Source organism: Erythrobacter insulae (assembly GCF_007004095.1).
Lineage (GTDB): Bacteria > Pseudomonadota > Alphaproteobacteria > Sphingomonadales > Sphingomonadaceae > Erythrobacter > Erythrobacter insulae.
In genome coordinates, this window is the sequence record NZ_VHJK01000001.1 from 970,914 (window position 1) to 990,252 (window position 19,339).

A 19,339-nucleotide genomic window follows, 5' to 3' on the forward strand; every position below is an offset into this window, starting at 1 on the left:
CGGGCTAAGTCAATCACTCTTACCAAATCCGTACGCGATCTTCGGGCGGGATATACATCGCGTGGTCTTTTGTGACGCCGAATGCTTCGTACCAGGCATCGATGTTGCGAACGACACCGTTGACCCGGTATTCCTCGGGGCTGTGGCTGTCTGTGCGGAGGCGCTGGCGATAGTTCTCTTCGCGCTGCGCAGAGCGCCAGACTTGCGCCCATGCGAGGAAGAACCGCTGATCTCCGGTCAAGCCGTCAACCACCGGCACGTCCTTGCCTTCGGTCGCGATTTTATAGGCGCGATAGGCGAGGCTAAGGCCGCCAAGGTCGCCGATATTCTCACCCAGCGTGTAGCGGCCATTGACGCAGGTCTTGCCATCATCAAGCGGGCAGAAACCGTCATATTGTTCAACCAGAGCATCACCGCGCTCGTCAAAATTGGCGCGGTCGGTATCGGTCCACCAATTGCGCAATTTGCCGGTCGCATCGTATTTTGAACCTTGATCATCAAAGCCATGGCCAATCTCGTGCCCGATCACGCCGCCAATTGCGCCGTAATTGACCGCCGGATCATTCGACAGCGCAAAGAAGGGCTGCTGAAGGATCGCTGCGGGGAACACGATCTCGTTTTTGGTCGGGTTGTAATACGCGTTGACCGTCTGCGGCAGCATGAACCATTCGGTCCGGTCAATCGGCTTACCCAGTTTGGAGATATTGTCTTGCAATCCCCACGCACTGGCTGCGATGGAATTGGCCAGCGGATTGTCAGGAGTGACCTCGAGACCCTCATAGGTTTCCAGATTTTCGCGATAGCCGATCTTCGGATCAAAACTGTCGAGCTTTTCCAAAGCCTGTGTCTTGGTTTCTGCGCCCATCCACTCGATCTCGTCGATGCTCTGGGCAACGGCGACGCGCAGATTGGTGACCAGATCTTCCATCGCGGCCTTGTTGGCAGGCGGGAAGTACCGCTCGACATAGCTTTTGCCGATCAATTCACCCAAAGCGCCCTCGGTGGCGGAAATCGCCCGTTTCCAACGTGGGCGCTGTTCAGGTGTGCCGCGCAAGGTCTTGCCGTAAAACTCGAACTGCGCAGTGTCATATTTTTCGGGCAGAATGCTGGCATTGTCTGACAGAAACTCTTTGATCGACCATGCTTGCAGCGTGGCGAGCGGCGTATCATTGAGCAGCTCAAGCATGCCTGGCATGCCTTTGCCGATTTTCGCCATGGCGGCCGCATCAAGGCCGAGTTCCGCAGCCCGCTCGTCGCTCGGCGGAAGCTCGGAAACGACGAAGATAGGCGAGGCAGCCAGACCGATTTCGGTCAGCATCATTTCGACCGGAAAATCGCCACTCATCGCTTTGAGTTCGTCCATGCTGAGCGCGTTGTATGTCAAATCGCGGTTGCGGCGCATTGTCCGGTCCCAGCTGATCGTGCGCGCGATGCGATCTTCCATTGCGTAAACCGCCGCAGCGGCTGATTTGGGATCGGCATAGCCAGCCGCTTCGAGGAACATCGCCATGTAATCGCGATAGGCCTGTTGAATCTCGCGGCCCTTCTCGCTTTCGTCGAGGTAATAATCGCGATCCGGCAGACCCAATCCGCCGCTGCCGAGATAGGCAACATAACGATCCGGCTGTTTGGCATCGACATTCACTCCGCCGCCAAGCGGGCTGGAATATCCCGGCTTGGACCACAGCATGGCGAGCTCTTCGAGCGAGGAGACGGTTGCGAAATCATCAATGTATGGCTGCGCATGAGCAAGGCCCGCTGCATTGATCGCCTCCACATCAAGATAGGCATTGTGCATATCGACAATGCGCCGCTCATCACTGCTGAGTGTGGCGGGATCTTTCGCGATCAGCTCATCCATCAAGGCTTTGACGTCGGTCGTCGATTTCTCGCGCAGCAGGTTAAACGCGCCGAACCGGCTAAATTCCGCTGGCAGCGGATTGGCATCGAGCCATTCCTGATTCACGTAAGCAAAGAAATCATCGCCGGGATCGACTGTCTTGGAAAGCAGGTCGGGATCCACACCCCAATCACCAAAGCTCATGGTCGGCGTGGAAGGCGCCTCTGCCTCGGCTTCTTCTACCAGCCATTCGACGCCGGTTTGCGGTTGGCCATCTTGCTCACCGGCAAGCGCCGGAGCGGTAAAAGCGAGCGCAGCCAAGCTGGCGCCCAAAAATGCGTGTTTGCGGATCATATCTGCGTGTCCCCGTATGGTGTTGATCTCATGTCCCCAAACCTTGTTTAGCGCACGGGCGCCGGCAAGGGTGTCGTTAATCCGATGGCCTGCGCCATTGGTCGATAATCGCGTCCGGTCACGCCGCCTGATTGGCGGCAAACTGCAATTTTGCCAGACGCGCATACAGCCCGCCAGCGGCGGACAATTCGGTATGCGTTCCCTGCTCTGCGATAGCCCCTCCTTCAAGCACGATAATACGATCAGCCTTGCGGACCGTGGCAAGACGGTGGGCAATCACCAGAGTGGTGCGCTTCGCCATCAGCACATCGAGCGCCTGCTGAACCAATTGCTCGCTTTCGGCATCAAGCGCGCTGGTCGCTTCATCAAGAAGCAGGATCGGAGCATCGCGCAGCAAAGCGCGGGCAATCGCAACGCGTTGCTGTTGCCCGCCCGACAATTGCGTACCGCCTTCACCCAGATAGGTATCTAGGCCTTTGGGCAGGTCTTTCAGGAAATCCTCGGCATTGGCGGCGCGCGCCGCTTCCCAGATTTCCTCGTCACTGGCATCCCAGCAGCCGTAGCGCAGATTATCGCGCGCATCCGCGCTGAACAAAACCCCGTCCTGCGGAACCAGCGCCAGCCGGTCGCGAATATCGGCCGGGTCCGCCTTGGTCAAAGGCACCCCGTCCAGACGGATAGTGCCAAGCTGCGGATCATAAAACCGTTCGACCAGTTGGAAAATGGTCGATTTGCCTGCGCCCGATGGGCCGACAATCGCAACCGTTTCACCGGGCTGGATTTCCAGCGTGAAGTCTTTCAGCGCAGGCGTTTGCGGCCGCGCCGGATAGCGGAACGTGACATTGCGGAAAGACAAGCTTCCGCGCGGAGGATGCGGCAAGCGTTCGGGACGATCAGGTGCAGCAATCACAGGTTTGGCTTCTAACAGCTCTGCAAGCCGGCTCGCCGCGCCTGCACCGCGCAGCAATTCACCATAAACCTCAGTAAGCGCGCCAAATGCGCCCGCCACAATCATCGCGCCGACAATGAAAGACAAGATCGTGCCGCCGGTAATCTCGCCAACGGCCACGCCTTCTGCCCCGCGCCACAATAACAGCACGATCGAACCAAAGATTGAAAGGATGATGATCGCCGTCATGACCGAGCGCAGAACGATCCGGCGTTTTGCCGTATCGAATGTCCGCTCGACCGCGCCGCCAAACCGATCAGATTCGCGTGTTTCCTGACCAAAGCTCTGAACGATCTTCATCGCGCTCAAAACCTCGGTCACCATCGCGCCGACATCGGCAACGCGGTCCTGATTATCCCGAGAGATTGTGCGGATTTTTCGGCCAAAAAACACAATCGGCAGGATGATCCCCGGAATACCGATGGCGAGCCAGATCGTCAGCTCTGGCAGCAGCCAGAACAGGTAGATCGTGCCGCCTATGCCCAAAAATACATTGCGCAGCGCGACCGAAACCGTCGTCCCAACAACCGTTTCGATGATCGCTGTATCGGCAGTCATCCGGCTGGAAATCTCTTTGGGGCTGTTCTCTTCATAAAACGAAGGTGACAGGCGCAGCAGATTGCGGTGCACCTTGCGCCGGATATCCGCGACAACACGCTCTCCGATCCAGCTGACGAAATAAAACCGCGCAGCCGTGCCCAAAGCAATGACGAAGACGATGACAAACAGATAGCGGAACCACCGGCCAATATCGGCTGCGCCGCTACCGGCATCGCCAAAACCGCGATCCACGATCATTTGCATCGCCGCCGGAATTGCCAGCGTCCCTGCTGCGGTGACAACCAGCGCAATCAGCGCCAAAGCGACCTGCTGAGGATATTTGGCTGCCTCGCGGTACACCATTTTCAACGGTGCGAGCGAGCGCGGCTTGGCAGGCTTATCGGCTTGCTCTGCCTGGGCTTGATCGGTGTCGGTGGTGGTTTGCGCATCCATGTTGTGCCGATCTAGCTATCGGACGCGCAAATTTCACGTGCAAAAAGCACACAAACCCTCATTCATTTCGATCCGCAATTTATTGTGCATTGCACAATTCCTTCATTAGGCCCATCTATGGACCATAGAATTAAGAGAAATTGCGCCGGAATGCCATTGCGTCCGGGCTTATCAAGAAAACGGGGCCGCCATGCTTTATCACGCCTATGAAATTCAGCGCAGCTGGATGAACTCTGTCAGCTCGATGGCGGCGATCAGCGCATCTGTGCTGTCAAACACGGCCAATCCGTTTGCGAAAATGGGCGCTATGCCGATGGCGGCAAACGCGCTCGACGTGCTGGCCCATGCCACCGCGAGTTACGGCAAACCCGCATTCGGCATCACCGAAATCGAATCCGGCGGCAAACTTTACCCCGTGATCGAAGCCACAGTGGTCAACCGCCCGTTTGGCGATCTTAAACGCTTCCGGCTCGACGGGGTTGATGACAACGCCGAAACCAAGCGGCCCAAAATGCTGATCGTTGCGCCGATGAGCGGCCATTACGCCACTCTGCTGCGCGGTACGGTGGAACGGATGCTGAAATCCTATGAAGTGTACATCACCGATTGGGCCGACGCCGCGACCGTACCCGTGCACGAAGGCGATTTCGATCTCGATACCTATATCGATTACCTGATGGATTTCCTCGGCTATATCGAGGAACAACAGCCCGGCACCCGGCCGCATATGCTTGCCGTGTGTCAGCCTTCGGTTCCGGCATTTGCCGCGACCGCGCTGCTTAACCAGCACAAATCACCGGCGGCGCCTGCCACGCTCACCATGATGGGCGGGCCGATTGATACGCGCGAAAGCCCGACCTCGGTTAATGATCACGCGATGAAGCGGCCGATTGAATGGTTCCGCCAGACAGTCATCACCACCGTGCCGAAACAATATCGCGGTGCGGGGCGCAAGGTTTATCCCGGTTTCATGCAGCTCAATGCGTTTATGAGCATGAACCTGCGCAGCCACATGATGAGCCATTACGAGATGTTCAAACACCTCACATCCGGCGATGATGCATCGGCGCAGGCGACCAAGGATTTCTACGACGAATATCGCAGCGTGTGCGACATGACGGCGGAGTTTTACCTGCAAACGGTCGAAGAAGTGTTCCAGAAACACTCCATCCCGAACGGCACATTCGAGCATAAGGGCGAAGTGGTTGACCTGACCAAGCTGACCGACACAGCCCTGCTCGCCATCGAAGGTGAACGCGACGATATTTCAGGCCTGGGCCAAACGCGCGCCGCGTTGAAACTGACGCCGGGCCTCAATGAGGACAAGAAGCGCTACTACATGGCCGAAGGCGCAGGCCATTACGGCATCTTCAACGGTTCACGTTGGCGGGATAAGGTTGCGCCGGTGGTCGAGGAGTTTGTTGCGGCGCATAGTTGATTTGCGCTTGTGACACGGATGTCTGCTAACGACCCAGTTGCCGCTATTGTCTAGGGATGAAATTTCCCTTCGCCGCGCCAAGCGGATAGTTCATCCCAAATCCGTCCGCTCAGCTGCGAAGCGACAGTAATATTCACGACAGCCTGAGGGCCCAAGCGATCCTCTAGCTGCCTAAGATACAGGCTGCGCACGGTAACATAGCTGCCTGGGCTTTGGATTATTCCATCTCGCTCGTGTGGCGAAAATCGGCCTCGAATTCTGTCGCCCTTAATCCCGATTGCCCAATTCATTGCTCGAGGCGGGGCCTGCAGAACATATTGCTCTAGCGCACTGTTCCACAACATTTGCTGCGCTCCAGTCCAACCGTGGCCTCCCCCTGAGTTGGCGCGATTTTGAACGCGCAGCAAGCTGTCCCTAACATTGTCATAGAGCGTCCCTGTCGCCCACCTATGATGCGGGCCGCTGTCGTTGGTGCTGTTCTCTGCGAGACAATCCAAAAACACATTGGGACCAGTCGCGCGGGAGCCTGATGTGAAGCTGTGGCGTCCATCACGACTGTAACATCGCTGGAAGAAGTTTTGCCCTGCATCGTTGAAATCAAACGCATAATGCTGTCCACCGACAACTTCAAAATCGGGATCGATAAACGCCAGATCCTGCATCGTGTTGAAACGTGATCCATCGTAGAAATTGAAAGCTCGCGAAAAGAACCGAGAGGTCACATCGCGGACCCAGCTATTCTCGACCTCCCAGAACGCAATGGCGAAGAAGGCTCGATCTTCCCGGGTCACATCGGTATAATCGAGTGTTTGCAAGCGCAGATTTTCGATGCCGACTTGTTGCAGGCGCTTTGATGTATCAGTCCGGTAAACATATCCGCCGCCGAACTGCTCTTCTATGGTATCTGTAACGGGCGCATCAAACGCAATTGTATTTCCCGATACCGACGTGACCGTACGCTCGGTTGCGAGAGCATAACTATCGGCTGTCCAACCAAATTGAGCTGTATCTATTCCCTCTTTACCGACCCAAGCTGCATTCGGGGTACGGACAATGGCGATGGCGTCGCCAGTCCGGTAGCCCGACGCATCGGCAACCTCGATGCTGATGGTCCCGACTGGCACATATCCCTGCACAATATCAGTCTGCAGGGATCTAGCAGCCCTTTGGGGCAAGCGTCCGCTGCCTTCGCCCCGAACAGTGACAAGTGTACTTTGCGGCGTATTCGTCGTCGCAATGAGGACAGTGCCGTGCTTTCCCTGTCCCGAGCCGCGCAAGATCACGCCGCTCGCAGTGATTTCCAGTGTGTCGCTGATTTGATATTCACCTGCTTGGAGCAGTACCGCTCCGCGAATACCACGACCATCCTTTGGTAGCGCAGCGACCTTGTTAATCGCAGCTTGAATTGACGCATGATTGTCTCCCGTGACCGGAGAAAGCGTCTGCTTCGCTTCAACGCTGTCATAGCTAGGCAAGGCCACACCGCCGCCGCCGTAACCCGCATAGGAAAAATCTGGGACCATGTGGTCGGCGTTTGTCTGGCTATGGTTGGCGTAAAGCGCATACTGCAATTTGCCTGTCTCGTCGTTCAAACTGACGAGAGGTGCGTTCGCTCTTTTGTCAATCTCGCGCCCGTATTCAAAGCGACTTTGCGAGATCAAAGCAGGTTCCGGTGCCTCGACACTATTCGTCGGCGCCGTGTTAAACTGTTTTATCGAATCAACATCCGAAGCAATCGAAAACAGGGCTATCCCCAAAGCCGTCAGCCCAGCAATTTTCATCATGCGCCCATCCTCAATTGTGGCTTCCCATACATAGTTCGCAACTTGTCTGGGTATTTTAGGGAAAAAGTTGTGAACTGGTTTGGCATCCAACTCAATGTCCACGTTCCAACCCAATTGCGGACATTATCCTTTGCGACGACTCGTCACCGCTCAACCTTCGGCGACCTGAAAAACACCCGCTTGATAATCCGCCGCGCTATCAACAGCAGCGCGATCATCAGCGCGAACAGCACCACCGCGATGCTGCCCGCTGCAATCGGATATTCGTAAGCGAGCCACAGCAGGCCGACTGTCGCGATATCCTCTCCGGTTGAAACCACTGCGTTGCTGACCGGTTCGGGCGAGGTGTTGACCACGGCCCGCGCGCTTGCCTTGCCGCCATGCGCCAGAAAGCTCGCCCCGCCGCCCAGCATAAACGCGATCACCTGCATCGCGGGATCAGACGGATCGACAATCGCCAGTGCCAGCAGCGCGCCGCCGACCGGGCGCACAGCCGTGTGCACCGTGTCCCAGATGCTATCGAGCCACATCACTTTGTCGGCAAAGAACTCCGCCAGCGCGCCCAGCGCGGCGATGCCCATGACCCACGGGTTTTCCAGCACGCCAAGGCTCGCCAGATGCTCCGGCACCGGCAGCGCGTCCAGCCGCATCGCAAGGCCGGTGGCAAACACGCAGAGGTAGAGCCTCCAGCCGCTCAATAGGCTGACACTGCCTGCTAGACCGATGATTTCCATGATGGGCATTTTTTGTTTGTAGCCTCAAACGCCGGCAGATGCATCCGCATCCTTGGCTTTCCCTGTTCCCTGGCCTCGCATCAGCTCGGGCGGCCAGTCGGCCTTGCGAACCCTCTTGGGTTCGATACACAGCTTTCCCGAAATGAGAAAGGCGGCGCAGGATTGCTCCCGCACCGCCTTTCTAATTCTTGGTCGCGGCAGCCAAAGCGCGACCGCGCGCCGGCCGGTTAGGCCGCCCCCGCGGAGGTCTTTGCGCAGCAAACTACCGCGAGCGCAAACAACTCATCAAAAGACTTCGAACAGTCCTGCTGCGCCCATGCCGCCGCCGACGCACATCGTCACAACGACATATTTCGCGCCGCGGCGCTTGCCTTCGATCAGAGCGTGGCCGGTGCAGCGTGCGCCGGTCATGCCGTATGGGTGGCCGATCGAGATCGAGCCGCCATTGACGTTGAGAATGTCGTTATCAATGCCCAGTTTGTCGCGGCAGTAAAGCACCTGCACGGCGAATGCTTCGTTCAGCTCCCACAGGCCGATATCGTCCATCTTCAGGCCGGTCTGCTTAAGCAGTTTCGGGATCGCGAAAACAGGGCCGATGCCCATCTCGTCAGGCTCGGTGCCTGCAACGGCCATGCCGACATAACGGCCCAGCGGCTGAAGGCCTTTCTTCTCGGCCAGTTTGGCTTCCATCAAAACCGAAGCGGACGAACCATCGGATAGCTGCGATGCGTTACCGGCAGTAATGACTTTGCCCGGACCCATCACCGGCTGAAGCCCCTGAAGACCTTCGAGCGTGGTCGAAGGGCGGTTGCCTTCGTCTTTGGTCATGGTGTGCTCGACCTGGCTGACTTCGCCGGTTGCCTTGTCTTTGACCATCATGGTGGTGGTGACAGGCACGATTTCATCGTCAAACTTGCCCGCTTCCTGACCAGCAGCCGTCCGCATCTGCGATTGCAGCGCGTATTCGTCCTGCGCATCGCGGCTGATGTTATAACGCTCGGCAACCGTTTCGGCGGTTTGCAGCATCGGCATATAGACGTTTTTGTGCATGGCCAGCAGCGAGGGGTCCATCGCGACGCGCATTTCAGGGGTCTGGACCATGGAAATGGAATCCTGACCGCCGCCGACGACAACATCCATATTATCGACGATGATCTGCTTTGCCGCCGTGCTGATCGCCATCAGGCCCGAAGAACACTGGCGGTCGATGGTCTGAGCGCCGACGGTAACAGGAGCGCCGCCGCGAAGGGCGACCTGGCGGGCGATATTGCCAGCCTGCGTCCCTTGCGTAAGGACAGCGCCCCACACGACGTCGTCGATTTCAGCGGCGTCGATACCGGCGCGCTCGACAGCAGGAGCAAAAGAAGCGGCACCAAGGGTGGCGCCGGGGGTGGCATTAAAGCCGCCTTTGTAAGCGCGGCCAATTGGCGTGCGGGCGGTTGAGACGATTACTGCGTCACGTGACATAGGGATGTCCTTTCAAAAGGTAATACGATCCAGCCCCGCGGCGGGGGCAAATTGAATATTGGCTGTCTGAGCCGGGGCTTAGACGAACAGCAGGGTGATCCATTCACAGATCAGCGCAGGCTTGTCTTCGCCTTCGATCTCGATCGTGATTTCGGATGTTTGCTGCCATTGGCCGGGGCGCTTTTCGACCATTTCGGTCAGCTTCCAGTGCCCGCGGATGCGCTTGCCCGAACGGACCGGCGCGATAAAACGGGTTTTGTTGCCGCCATAATTCACGCCCATCTTCACACCGTCCAGTTTCGGCATGTCGCTGTTGGCGGACAGGTACGGGATCATCGACAGGGTCAGAAAACCGTGCGCGATTGTGCCGCCGAAAGGCGTCATCTTGGCGGCTTCTTCGTTGATATGGATGAATTGGTGATCGCCGGTCGCATCAGCAAATTGATTGATGCGTTCCTGGCTCATTTCAGCCCATTCGCTGGTGCCGATGGTCTCGCCGACTTTTCCGGCTAATTCCTGCGGGGTCATATCGCTCTCCTCAGTTGAGCGCCTATCGCGGTAAGCCCGCATATCCGGCGCAATTTCGAGGCTCTACATGGCAGGCAGAACCGCCTAGCGCAATGATGGAGGTGAGCGCGGAATTATGCCGTTACGGCATCGCCAGCGCGGCCGCCGTTTACGTCAACGTCAATCGTTCCGGACCTCTCATTTTCGGATGCCAAACGGCGCGTTGAGCGGGCCAGTTGCAGCCGCGATGATTCGATCCGTTTCGTATAATTGAAGAGGCCAATCTGAACTCCGATGATCATCAGCATCACCGGTTGATAGGCGATCCCCTGAAACAAGGCGCCGACAATATAAATCATGCTGGCCATCTGCAAACACGATGCCATCGGCGCAATCCACGCTTCGTCTTCGGAATCTTTGCCTTTCCACCGGCGCCGGACCTGTTCCATTTGCCAGATGCCCAGTCCTTGCAACAGCAGCCAGATCGTAAGGCCCGGATATCCTTGTTCGCCCAACAATTCGAATATCGCCGAATGATAGGCGCGGCCTTCATCGGTGACTTCGCGGTATTCGATGGTTTTGGTGCTGCCCGCTTCTTCGGTCACAGGCATTTCATAGGTAAACTTGTTGCCGCGATAGGCGTCAAACCCTCCGCCGGTCGGATTGCGCGATGCGTAATCAATCGTCCAGCGCCAGACGGCCATACGGGTAGAGGCGCTTTCATCGCCGCCGGGCTGCGCAATTGTGCTCATCCGGTCATAATAGCTTTGCGGCAGAAACGGCAGCGCCACGAGACCCAGTGCTGCGCCCGCTGCCATAAACAGAATGCGGTGTTTGACATATCTCAACATCAGCACTGCGAGCACCGCGATACACACCAACCCGGTACGCGCCTCTGTGCCGATCGGCACCATCAGGCAGGCAAAAATCAACGCGCCGGCAAAACCGGTGACGATCCAATGCGGACGGAAAATCGTCCCATAGCGGGTAAACCACGCGATCAGAGGGACCAGCGCGATGGCCACCGTCGCTAGCGTTGAGCTTTCATAAATGCCGCTATTGTCGTTGACGAAGAATTTGAGGTTTTCGTACCCGCCCCCGCCAAGCACAGTTTTCATGCCTGTACCGATCACAATGGTTGCGATGGAGAGGACCACGACCAGAGCAAGCCCTTCGATCCGGGCGCGATTGGTAACCGTGAACGGCAAAAACAGCGCAAACAGCAATGCTTTCCAGACCCAATCCCATTTGGTCACCGCGCTATCGGGATAATCGGCATTGCCGGTGGTCCACCAACAATACAGCAGCAGCGCAAGGATCAATCCCTGCCTTAGCGTGAACCGCAGCCCGTCCTTGTTATCCAACAGCAGCCAGCCACCAAACGCCGCACCAAACGCGACAAGCGAAATCTGAATATCGGTGATGATCGAATAGCCGATCCGCTGCGGCGCGATGATGTCGATATAGACATACAAAAGTACCCACAGGAATGGTCGCCTGAGCCCAAGCAGCAGGACGTAAAAAATAAAGGACAGAAAAACGAGATCGAGCATCAGCGGGAACGAACCCCGCTTTGCTTTGCACCCTCGGTCTTCGTCCGGCGCTGCGCATTGCGGCCCGCGATCGATGTGGCCTGACGATTGGCTTTTTCGGCATCCCTGATGTCACCGATCAACGGATCAACATCAACGCCCGACCGCATGAACAAATGCCAGAACGCAAACGCCAATAGGCCATGTCCAACTGAAAGGGCGATGTAATCGATCATGCTGTTTAACGGGCCTTTGGCGCTGAGATACGGACAGATTGCCTGCATTCTTGAAAATCGCGATACACGAACGCGGTTGACGGTCCGTTAAGCACAATGTGCCAAAAGGCTTCGCATGACACGGATTCTGCATGTTCTTGACCATTCTCTGCCACTGCACAGCGGCTATACCTTTCGCACGCGCGCCATTTTGAAAGCGCAGCAAGCCGCCGGGCTTGAAGTGCGCGGGATCACATCACAGCGCCATCAGCTGGAGGCACCGGCACAGGTGCAGGTCGAAAATGTCGACGGACTGATCTTTCACCGCACCGCCGGCACTCCGCATGGCCCGATGATGGTCAGCGAATTGCGCGAAATGGCCGCGCTTTCGGCATCAATCCAGGAGCTGGCAAAGGAATGGCGGCCGGACATTATCCATGCGCACTCGCCCGCGCTTTGCGGCGGAGGCGCGCACCGCGCAGCCCAAGCGCTCGGCATCCCGTTTGTCTACGAGATCCGCGCCTTTTGGGAGGATGCAGCCGTCGGCAATCGCACCGGCACCGAAGGATCGGCCAAATATCGCCTCACCCGTTCATTGGAAACGCAGGTGGTAAAACGCGCCGATGCGGTTTTCACCATCTGTCAGGGCTTGCGCGATGATCTGATCAAGCGCGGAATTGCACCGGGGAAAATCGGCGTGAGTCCCAACGGGGTCGATCTTTCGATGTTTGGCGAACCACTGCCGCGTGACGATGCGCTTGCGGTCGAGCTCGGCATTGCGCCAGATGCGCCGGTGATCGGGTATATTGGCAGCTTTTACGATTACGAAGGCGTCGATGATCTGATCGAAGCCATGCCGTTATTGCGCCGCGACCACCCCAACGCCCGTCTGTTGTTGGTCGGCGCAGGGGAAATGGACGCGCAGTGGCGGGCCAAAGCCGCCGCACTCGAAGACCCCGGATCTGTAATCTTTACAGGCCGGGTCCCCCATTCCGAAGTGGAGCGGTATTATTCGCTGATCGATGTGCTTGCCTATCCGCGCAAACGCTCGCGTCTTACCGATCTTGTCACCCCGCTTAAGCCCCTCGAAGCCATGGCCCAGCGCCGGATTGTCGCTGCGTCGAATGTGGGCGGCCACCGCGAATTGATTACGCATGGAGAGACAGGGTTCCTCTTTGCGCCCGATGATCCCGCAGCCTGCGCCGAAGCGCTGGGCGAAATGCTGACCTCATGCGAGGATTGGGATGCCCTGCGCGGCCGCGCGGAACATCACGTCCGCACCCGCCACGATTGGGCGACAAATGTTCAGCGTTATCTATCCGTTTACCAAGTTTTGGTAGCCAGCCTTAATCGCGACAACGGGCCTTCGTCCGATGCGCAGCAACACAGATTACGGGCTTAGAAACACGCCGTTTCGGCAGCCGAGGAGCACAGGCGAAATGTTTGCCTTCAAAAAGCGCATTGCCGATTTCAAAGCCTCAGCCGGGGATAGAAAAACTGTGCCTGATCAAAAGACCGGCAAACCAGCCCGCAAACACAAATCGCCCATTTCCAGCATGCGGGGCTTTGTCCCTGCCACCGCGCTGTGGGGCGCGGTTCTTGGCGCTTTGTCGGTTCTGGTTTTGCCCACCGCCATCATCCTTCGCATAGCCATGGCCAGCGGATTGTCCGGCTTGGGCTCGAACGCTGCGTTTGTGATCGCTGGTATCGCAGCCCTGATCGCCGGTGGTCTGGCGATGGTTGCGGCCTCTGGCTTCAAACGATGGCAGCTGCGTGACCGGAATTTCGACCCGGCCAGCACAAGCGCGCAAGACGGCATTGAGCCGATCAATCCGATCGCTGAGCTGGGCAGTGACAGTCTGGATGCGCCGATCGAGATAGAGCCATTTTCGATTTCGGAAATTCCCGAGCTGGACGCCGAGCTTAACGAGGAATTCGAACAGGATTGGGCAACCGCCGAAGCCGGAGCCTCCAAAGACCAGTGGGAAAGCCCGCTGCTGCTTGACGGGGGTCAGGTGAGCGACGCCGCAGATGAGAGCATGGACGAAAGTTTTGCTGGATCTGATCCTGATACATCACGCTTCGATGGTCAGCATGACCGCGATGAAACCAAACCGGTTGAATTGGACCTGGCAGCGTTTGCCGAAACACCCGGTCGCAGCGGCGTATGGATCGAAGAACCAGTCGAACCGGCGCTCGCAGATGAAGTGGTTGCGCACGAAATTGACGAACAAGCGCATTTTGCTGAGCCCGAAAAACCCGCCGCTCTTTCCGCCCGGATCGCACCATCTGCGCCCTCGGCATTGGAACAGCTAAGGCAGGCTCCGATTGGTGAATTGAGCATGGTGCATATGGTTGAACGCTTTGCCGCTGCCCTGCACGATCATCAAAATGCCGAGCGTCAGCGCCCCGGATCGCGGCACAGCGCGCATGCCGATGCCGCTTTGGCAGAAGCCCTGAAGGCGCTTTCGCTGTTTACCGATGAAGGCTTCGATGATGATGCGCCCGCTAGCGAGCATAGCAGCGATGCACTGCGCAATTCGACGCGCGACCTGCGCGATGCTCTGGCCAAATTACAGACATTGCGCGGCGCAGCATAGACCCAGCCTATCTACCTCAAAGCGATATCAATGCAGCAACAAAGCGGCGTCAAAGCCGCCTTTATCAAATTGGTTGCGCATGAAACGAAAAGCTAATGCTTAGGTATGCGTAACAAAACTTCGCTGTTCGCGGTTGCAAAAATCCGATTCTGGCGGCAATAAGAATGTGAAACGAAGCGCGGCTATTCCCGTTGGGGAAGTGTGCTCGACATTCTGCCGCTGCATTGACACCACCGTGTCGATGACTGTGGCATCTTACAGAACGGAACTTTGCCATGGGACACCCCAATTCCCAGGGTCTTTATGACCCAGCCAACGAACATGACGCCTGCGGAGTAGGCATGGTCGCCCATATCAAGGGCGATCGTAGCCATAGTATCGTCAAGCAATCGCTTGAGATTCTTGAGAAACTCGACCATCGCGGCGCAGTCGGGGCCGATCCCTTGCTGGGCGATGGCGCGGGTCTGTTGATGCAGATTCCAGACGCCTTGATCCGCCGCTGGGCAGAGGAAAACGACCTCGATCTGCCAGCAGCCGGCGATTATGCGATCGCAATGTGTTTTATGCCGCAAGACGACGCGGCACGCGAATTCGTGGCAGAGCGATTCGAAGCGCTCGCCGCCAAAGAGGGCCAGCGATTTATTGGATGGCGCACCGTCCCCACCACCCTCGAAGGGCTTGGGGATGCCGTCATTTCCTCCATGCCGGTGATCCAGCAGGCGATTATTGCGCGCGGTGAAAGCTGCGCCGATCAGGACGCGTTCGAACGCAAATTGCTCGCTCTGCGCAAGCAGACGCTCAATCCGCTGGCGAACCTATCGGAAAAACACAATCTGCCCGGCCTTACCGATACATATATGCCGAGCTTTTCGAGCCGGACAATCGTGTACAAAGGATTGCTGCTCGCGACACAAGTCGGCAGTTTTTACGATGACCTGCGCGATCCGGAATGTGTTTCCGCATTTGGCCTCGTCCATCAGCGTTTTTCGACCAACACATTCCCCAGCTGGCGGCTTGCACACCCGTTCCGGTTCATCGCGCATAACGGCGAAATCAACACGGTTCGCGGCAATGTGAACTGGATGAATGCCCGCCGCCGCACGATGGAAAGCGATCTGCTTGGTCCGGATCTGGACAAGATGTGGCCGATCATTCCGCATGGCCAATCTGACACCGCGTGTCTCGACAATGCTCTCGAGCTGTTGATTGCGGGTGGGTACAGCCTCGCCCATGCGATGATGATGTTGATCCCGGAGGCATGGAACAGCAATGAGCTGATGGATCCGGAACGCCGGGCGTTTTACGAATATCACGCGGCTCTGATGGAACCGTGGGATGGCCCTGCTGCGGTGTGCTTTACCGATGGCCGGCAAATCGGCGCGACGCTGGACCGTAATGGCCTGCGTCCGGCGCGCTTCTGCGTCACGAAAGACGATATCGTCTGTCTCGCATCGGAAAGCGGCGTTCTGCCCTTTGCCGAGGAAGACATCGTACGCAAATGGCGGCTTCAGCCGGGCAAGATGCTGTTGATCGATCTCGAACAGGGTCGCATCATCGAGGATGACGAGCTTAAGGCCGATCTTGCGACTTCGGAACCGTTCGCCGAATGGCTTGAACAAGCGCAGGTGCGGCTTGAAGATATCACCGATATCGAGCCGGATTTGTCAGAAATCGCCGAAGAAAAGACCACTTTGCTGCAACGCCAGCAGGCATTCGGCTACACTCAGGAAGACCTCTCGCGCTTCCTAGAGCCGATGGCCATCAACGCCGATGATCCGCTTGGGTCGATGGGCACCGACACACCCATCGCCGTGCTGTCGGACAGGGCGCGGCTGCTTTACGATTATTTCAAACAGAATTTCGCGCAGGTCACCAATCCGCCGATTGACCCGATCCGTGAAGAGCTGGTGATGAGCCTGCTTTCCATGATTGGCCCGCGCCCCAATCTGCTTGGCCATGATGCCGGAACGCACAAACGGCTTGAGGTTAAACAGCCGATCCTGACCAACGAGGATCTGGCGAAAATCCGTTCCGTGGAATCGGTGGTGGATGGCGCATTCCGATGCTCGACCATCGACATGACTTTCGATGCCGAACAGGGCGTTGAAGGGGTCGAACTGGCGATCCGGGAAATGTGCTGGGCCGCGACAGAGGCGGTGCTGCAGGATCAGAACATCCTCGTCCTGTCTGACCGCGCTCAAGACGAAAACCGGGTGCCCATGCCTGCTTTGCTGGCAACCGCGGCGGTGCACCATCATCTCGTACGGCAAGGCCTGCGGATGCAGACCGGCCTCGTGGTGGAAACCGGCGAAGCGCGCGAAGTGCACCATTTCTGCGTGCTCGCAGGTTACGGCGCCGAAGCGATCAACCCGTATGTCGCGTTTGAAACGCTGGAAGATATCCGCGCGCGCAAACATTCCGATCTGTCCCGCGAACAGGTTGAGAAAAACTACATCAAAGCCATCGGCAAAGGCATCCGAAAAGTGATGTCGAAGATGGGCATTTCGACCTATCAATCCTATTGCGGCGCTCAGATTTTCGACGCTGTCGGTTTGTCGAGCGAATTTGTCGAAAACTACTTTACCGGCACGGCGACCACTATCGAGGGCGTTGGTCTCGACGAAGTGGCCGAGGAAAGCATGCGCCGCCATGCGCAGGCATATGGCGATAACCCGCTGTACAAAGGCATGCTGGATGTGGGCGGTATCTATCAATACCGTTTGCGCGGAGAGGAACACGCCTGGACCCCGCAAAATGTCGCGCAATTGCAGCACGCAGTACGCGGCAACGATGCCAAAAATTACGAAGAGTTTGCCAAAAGCGTGAATGAGCAATCCGAACGATTGCTGACAATTCGCGGCCTGCTCGAATTCAAAAACGAAGACACCGCCATCCCGCTTGATGAAGTGGAACCAGCAAGCGAAATCGTGAAACGGTTCAGCACCGGCGCCATGAGCCTTGGTTCAATCAGCCACGAAGCCCACTCGACCATGGCGCTTGCCATGAACCGGATCGGCGGACGTTCAAACACGGGCGAAGGGGGCGAAGAACCGTTCCGTTTCACTCCTTTGGACAATGGCGATTCAATGCGCAGCCGGATCAAACAGGTCGCCTCTGGCCGGTTTGGCGTAACGACCGAATATCTCGTCAATTCCGACGATATCCAGATCAAAATGGCGCAAGGCGCAAAACCCGGCGAAGGCGGCCAGCTGCCCGGTCACAAGGTCGACAAGCGCATCGGCGCGGTGCGTCATTCAACTCCGGGCGTCGGCCTGATTTCGCCGCCACCGCACCACGATATCTATTCAATCGAAGATCTCGCACAGCTGATCCATGATCTGAAAAACGTGAACACGAATGCGCGGATTTCGGTAAAACTCGTATCCGAAGTGGGCGTGGGCACAGTGGCTGCGGGTGTTTCCAAAGCGCGCGCGGATCACGTCACCATTTCAGGTTATGATGGCGGTACCGGGGCATCGCCGCTTACTTCGCTTACGCATGCGGGTAGCCCTTGGGAAATCGGCCTTGCCGAGACCCAGCAAACGCTGCTGCTCAATGATCTTCGAAGCCGGATCGCGGTTCAGGTTGATGGCGGACTGCGCACGGGACGCGATGTCGCCATTGGTGCATTGCTGGGCGCGGACGAATTCGGCTTTGCCACGGCGCCTCTGATTGCGGCCGGGTGCATCATGATGCGCAAATGCCACCTCAACACTTGCCCGGTCGGCGTTGCAACACAGGACCCGGAACTGCGCAAACGCTTTACCGGTCAGCCCGAGCATGTGGTCAATTACATGTTCTTTGTTGCAGAGGAACTGCGCGGGATCATGGCCGAGATGGGTTTCCGGACTGTCGAAGAAATGGTCGGCCGGGTCGATCGTCTCGATATGACCCGTATGCACCGCCATTGGAAAGCGCGCGGGATCAACCTTTCACGCCTGTTGCACACGGTCGATCTTCCCGAAGGCGCACCGCTGCACAACACCGGAACGCAGGACCACGGCCTTGGCGCGGCGCTCGACAATACCTTTATTGCCGATGCGAAAGACGCGATCGAGGCCAAGACGCCGGTTCAGCTGGACTATCAAATCCGCAATGTGAACCGGACGGCCGGCGCGATGCTCTCTGGCGAAATCGCCAAGGCGCATGGCCATGAAGGCTTGCCGGTGGAAACTGTACGGATCAATCTTACCGGTGTTGCCGGGCAGAGTTTTGGTGCCTGGCTGGCCCACGGTGTCACGCTCGATCTGGTCGGCGATGCCAATGATTATGTCGGCAAAGGCCTTTCGGGCGGACGCATTATCGTGCGCCAGCCCGAAAACGCCCCGCGCAATGCCAGCGACAATATCATCGTCGGCAATACAGTGCTGTACGGCGCAATTGCCGGAGAAGCCTATTTCAGCGGTGTTGCAGGCGAACGGTTCGCAGTGCGCAATTCCGGCGCAATCGCCGTGGTCGAAGGCGCGGGCGACCATGCCTGCGAATATATGACCGGCGGCGTCGTGGTTGTTCTGGGCGAAACAGGGCGCAATTTTGCCGCAGGCATGAGCGGCGGTGTCGCCTATGTCTATGACCCGCACGGCAAATTCAATGAACTGGTCAACCATGCGCAGGTCGATCTTGTCCCGATCTCCGCAGACACCGATCCAGACGAGGGCACGGGCCGTCCGGCACAGCGTCCGCAATCGGTGCGCGATTACGGAATGGGCGATATGCTGCGTCACGATGCGGAAAGGCTGCGTATCTTGCTTGAACGGCATCAATTGCACACCGGCAGCACAATCGCTGGCGAATTGCTGAGCGATTTCGACACGGCGCTTGGCAAGTTTGTGAAGGTAATGCCGCGCGATTACAAAAACGCGCTCGAAACTCTCGAAGCCGAGCGGATAGAAGCTGCCTCGGTCGCGGCGGAATAAGGGTCAGAAC

General features: G+C 57.5%; 12 protein-coding genes. 4 read left to right on the forward strand and 8 right to left on the reverse strand.

Annotated features, from left to right (window positions below; all coding sequences use genetic code 11):
- Window positions 1-19 precede the first annotated feature (19 nt).
- Together FGU71_RS04635 and FGU71_RS04640 are read right to left on the reverse strand one after the other, a co-directional pair.
- Window positions 20-2,194 (reverse strand): M13 family metallopeptidase, encoded by a 2,175-nt coding sequence (locus FGU71_RS04635; RefSeq protein ID WP_142787473.1) that lies wholly within the window; start codon window positions 2,192-2,194, stop codon window positions 20-22.
- Between the two features lie 118 nt (window positions 2,195-2,312).
- Window positions 2,313-4,136 (reverse strand): ABC transporter transmembrane domain-containing protein, encoded by a 1,824-nt coding sequence (locus FGU71_RS04640; RefSeq protein WP_234035642.1) that lies wholly within the window; start codon window positions 4,134-4,136, stop codon window positions 2,313-2,315.
- 190 nt (window positions 4,137-4,326) lie between these two features.
- Here FGU71_RS04640 and FGU71_RS04645 point away from each other — a divergent pair, with 190 nt between their 5' ends.
- Complete coding sequence (locus FGU71_RS04645; protein WP_142787474.1) at window positions 4,327-5,574, forward strand: polyhydroxyalkanoate depolymerase; 1,248 nt, start codon at window positions 4,327-4,329, stop codon at window positions 5,572-5,574.
- 50 nt (window positions 5,575-5,624) lie between these two features.
- Here the strand turns inward: FGU71_RS04645 and FGU71_RS04650 are convergent, their stop codons facing one another.
- From FGU71_RS04650 to FGU71_RS04675, 6 genes are all read right to left on the reverse strand, one after another.
- Window positions 5,625-7,472, reverse strand: coding sequence for a hypothetical protein (locus tag FGU71_RS04650; protein ID WP_142787475.1), 1,848 nt, complete (start codon window positions 7,470-7,472; stop codon window positions 5,625-5,627).
- A gap of 29 nt (window positions 7,473-7,501) precedes the next feature.
- On the reverse strand, window positions 7,502-8,101 hold the full coding sequence (locus tag FGU71_RS04655) for a DUF4126 domain-containing protein (RefSeq protein WP_142787476.1): 600 nt from the start codon (window positions 8,099-8,101) through the stop codon (window positions 7,502-7,504).
- A 276-nt stretch (window positions 8,102-8,377) separates the two neighbouring features.
- Complete coding sequence (locus FGU71_RS04660) at window positions 8,378-9,559, reverse strand: acetyl-CoA C-acyltransferase (protein ID WP_142787477.1); 1,182 nt, start codon at window positions 9,557-9,559, stop codon at window positions 8,378-8,380.
- Window positions 9,560-9,637: 78 nt separating this feature from the next.
- Window positions 9,638-10,087 carry a MaoC family dehydratase gene (locus FGU71_RS04665; RefSeq protein WP_142787478.1) on the reverse strand — a complete coding sequence of 150 codons (450 nt, stop codon included), beginning with the start codon at window positions 10,085-10,087 and terminating at the stop codon, window positions 9,638-9,640.
- Between the two features lie 113 nt (window positions 10,088-10,200).
- A complete protein-coding gene (locus tag FGU71_RS04670) occupies window positions 10,201-11,619 on the reverse strand; it encodes a putative O-glycosylation ligase, exosortase A system-associated (RefSeq protein WP_142787479.1) in 1,419 nt (472 codons plus the stop codon).
- Entirely contained in the window at window positions 11,619-11,834 is a 216-nt protein-coding gene (locus FGU71_RS04675; protein ID WP_142787480.1) for a hypothetical protein, read from the reverse strand. Before FGU71_RS04675 ends, FGU71_RS04670 begins: the two co-directional genes overlap by 1 nt.
- 115 nt (window positions 11,835-11,949) lie before the next feature.
- Here FGU71_RS04675 and FGU71_RS04680 point away from each other — a divergent pair, with 115 nt between their 5' ends.
- From FGU71_RS04680 to gltB, 3 genes are all read left to right on the forward strand, one after another.
- Complete coding sequence (locus FGU71_RS04680; protein WP_142787481.1) at window positions 11,950-13,215, forward strand: TIGR04063 family PEP-CTERM/XrtA system glycosyltransferase; 1,266 nt, start codon at window positions 11,950-11,952, stop codon at window positions 13,213-13,215.
- Window positions 13,216-13,252: 37 nt separating this feature from the next.
- Entirely contained in the window at window positions 13,253-14,413 is a 1,161-nt protein-coding gene (locus tag FGU71_RS04685) for a VIT1/CCC1 transporter family protein (RefSeq protein ID WP_142787482.1), read from the forward strand.
- A gap of 275 nt (window positions 14,414-14,688) precedes the next feature.
- Entirely contained in the window at window positions 14,689-19,329 is a 4,641-nt protein-coding gene (gene gltB / locus FGU71_RS04690) for a glutamate synthase large subunit (RefSeq protein WP_142787483.1), read from the forward strand.
- The last annotated feature ends 10 nt before the right edge of the window (window positions 19,330-19,339 follow it).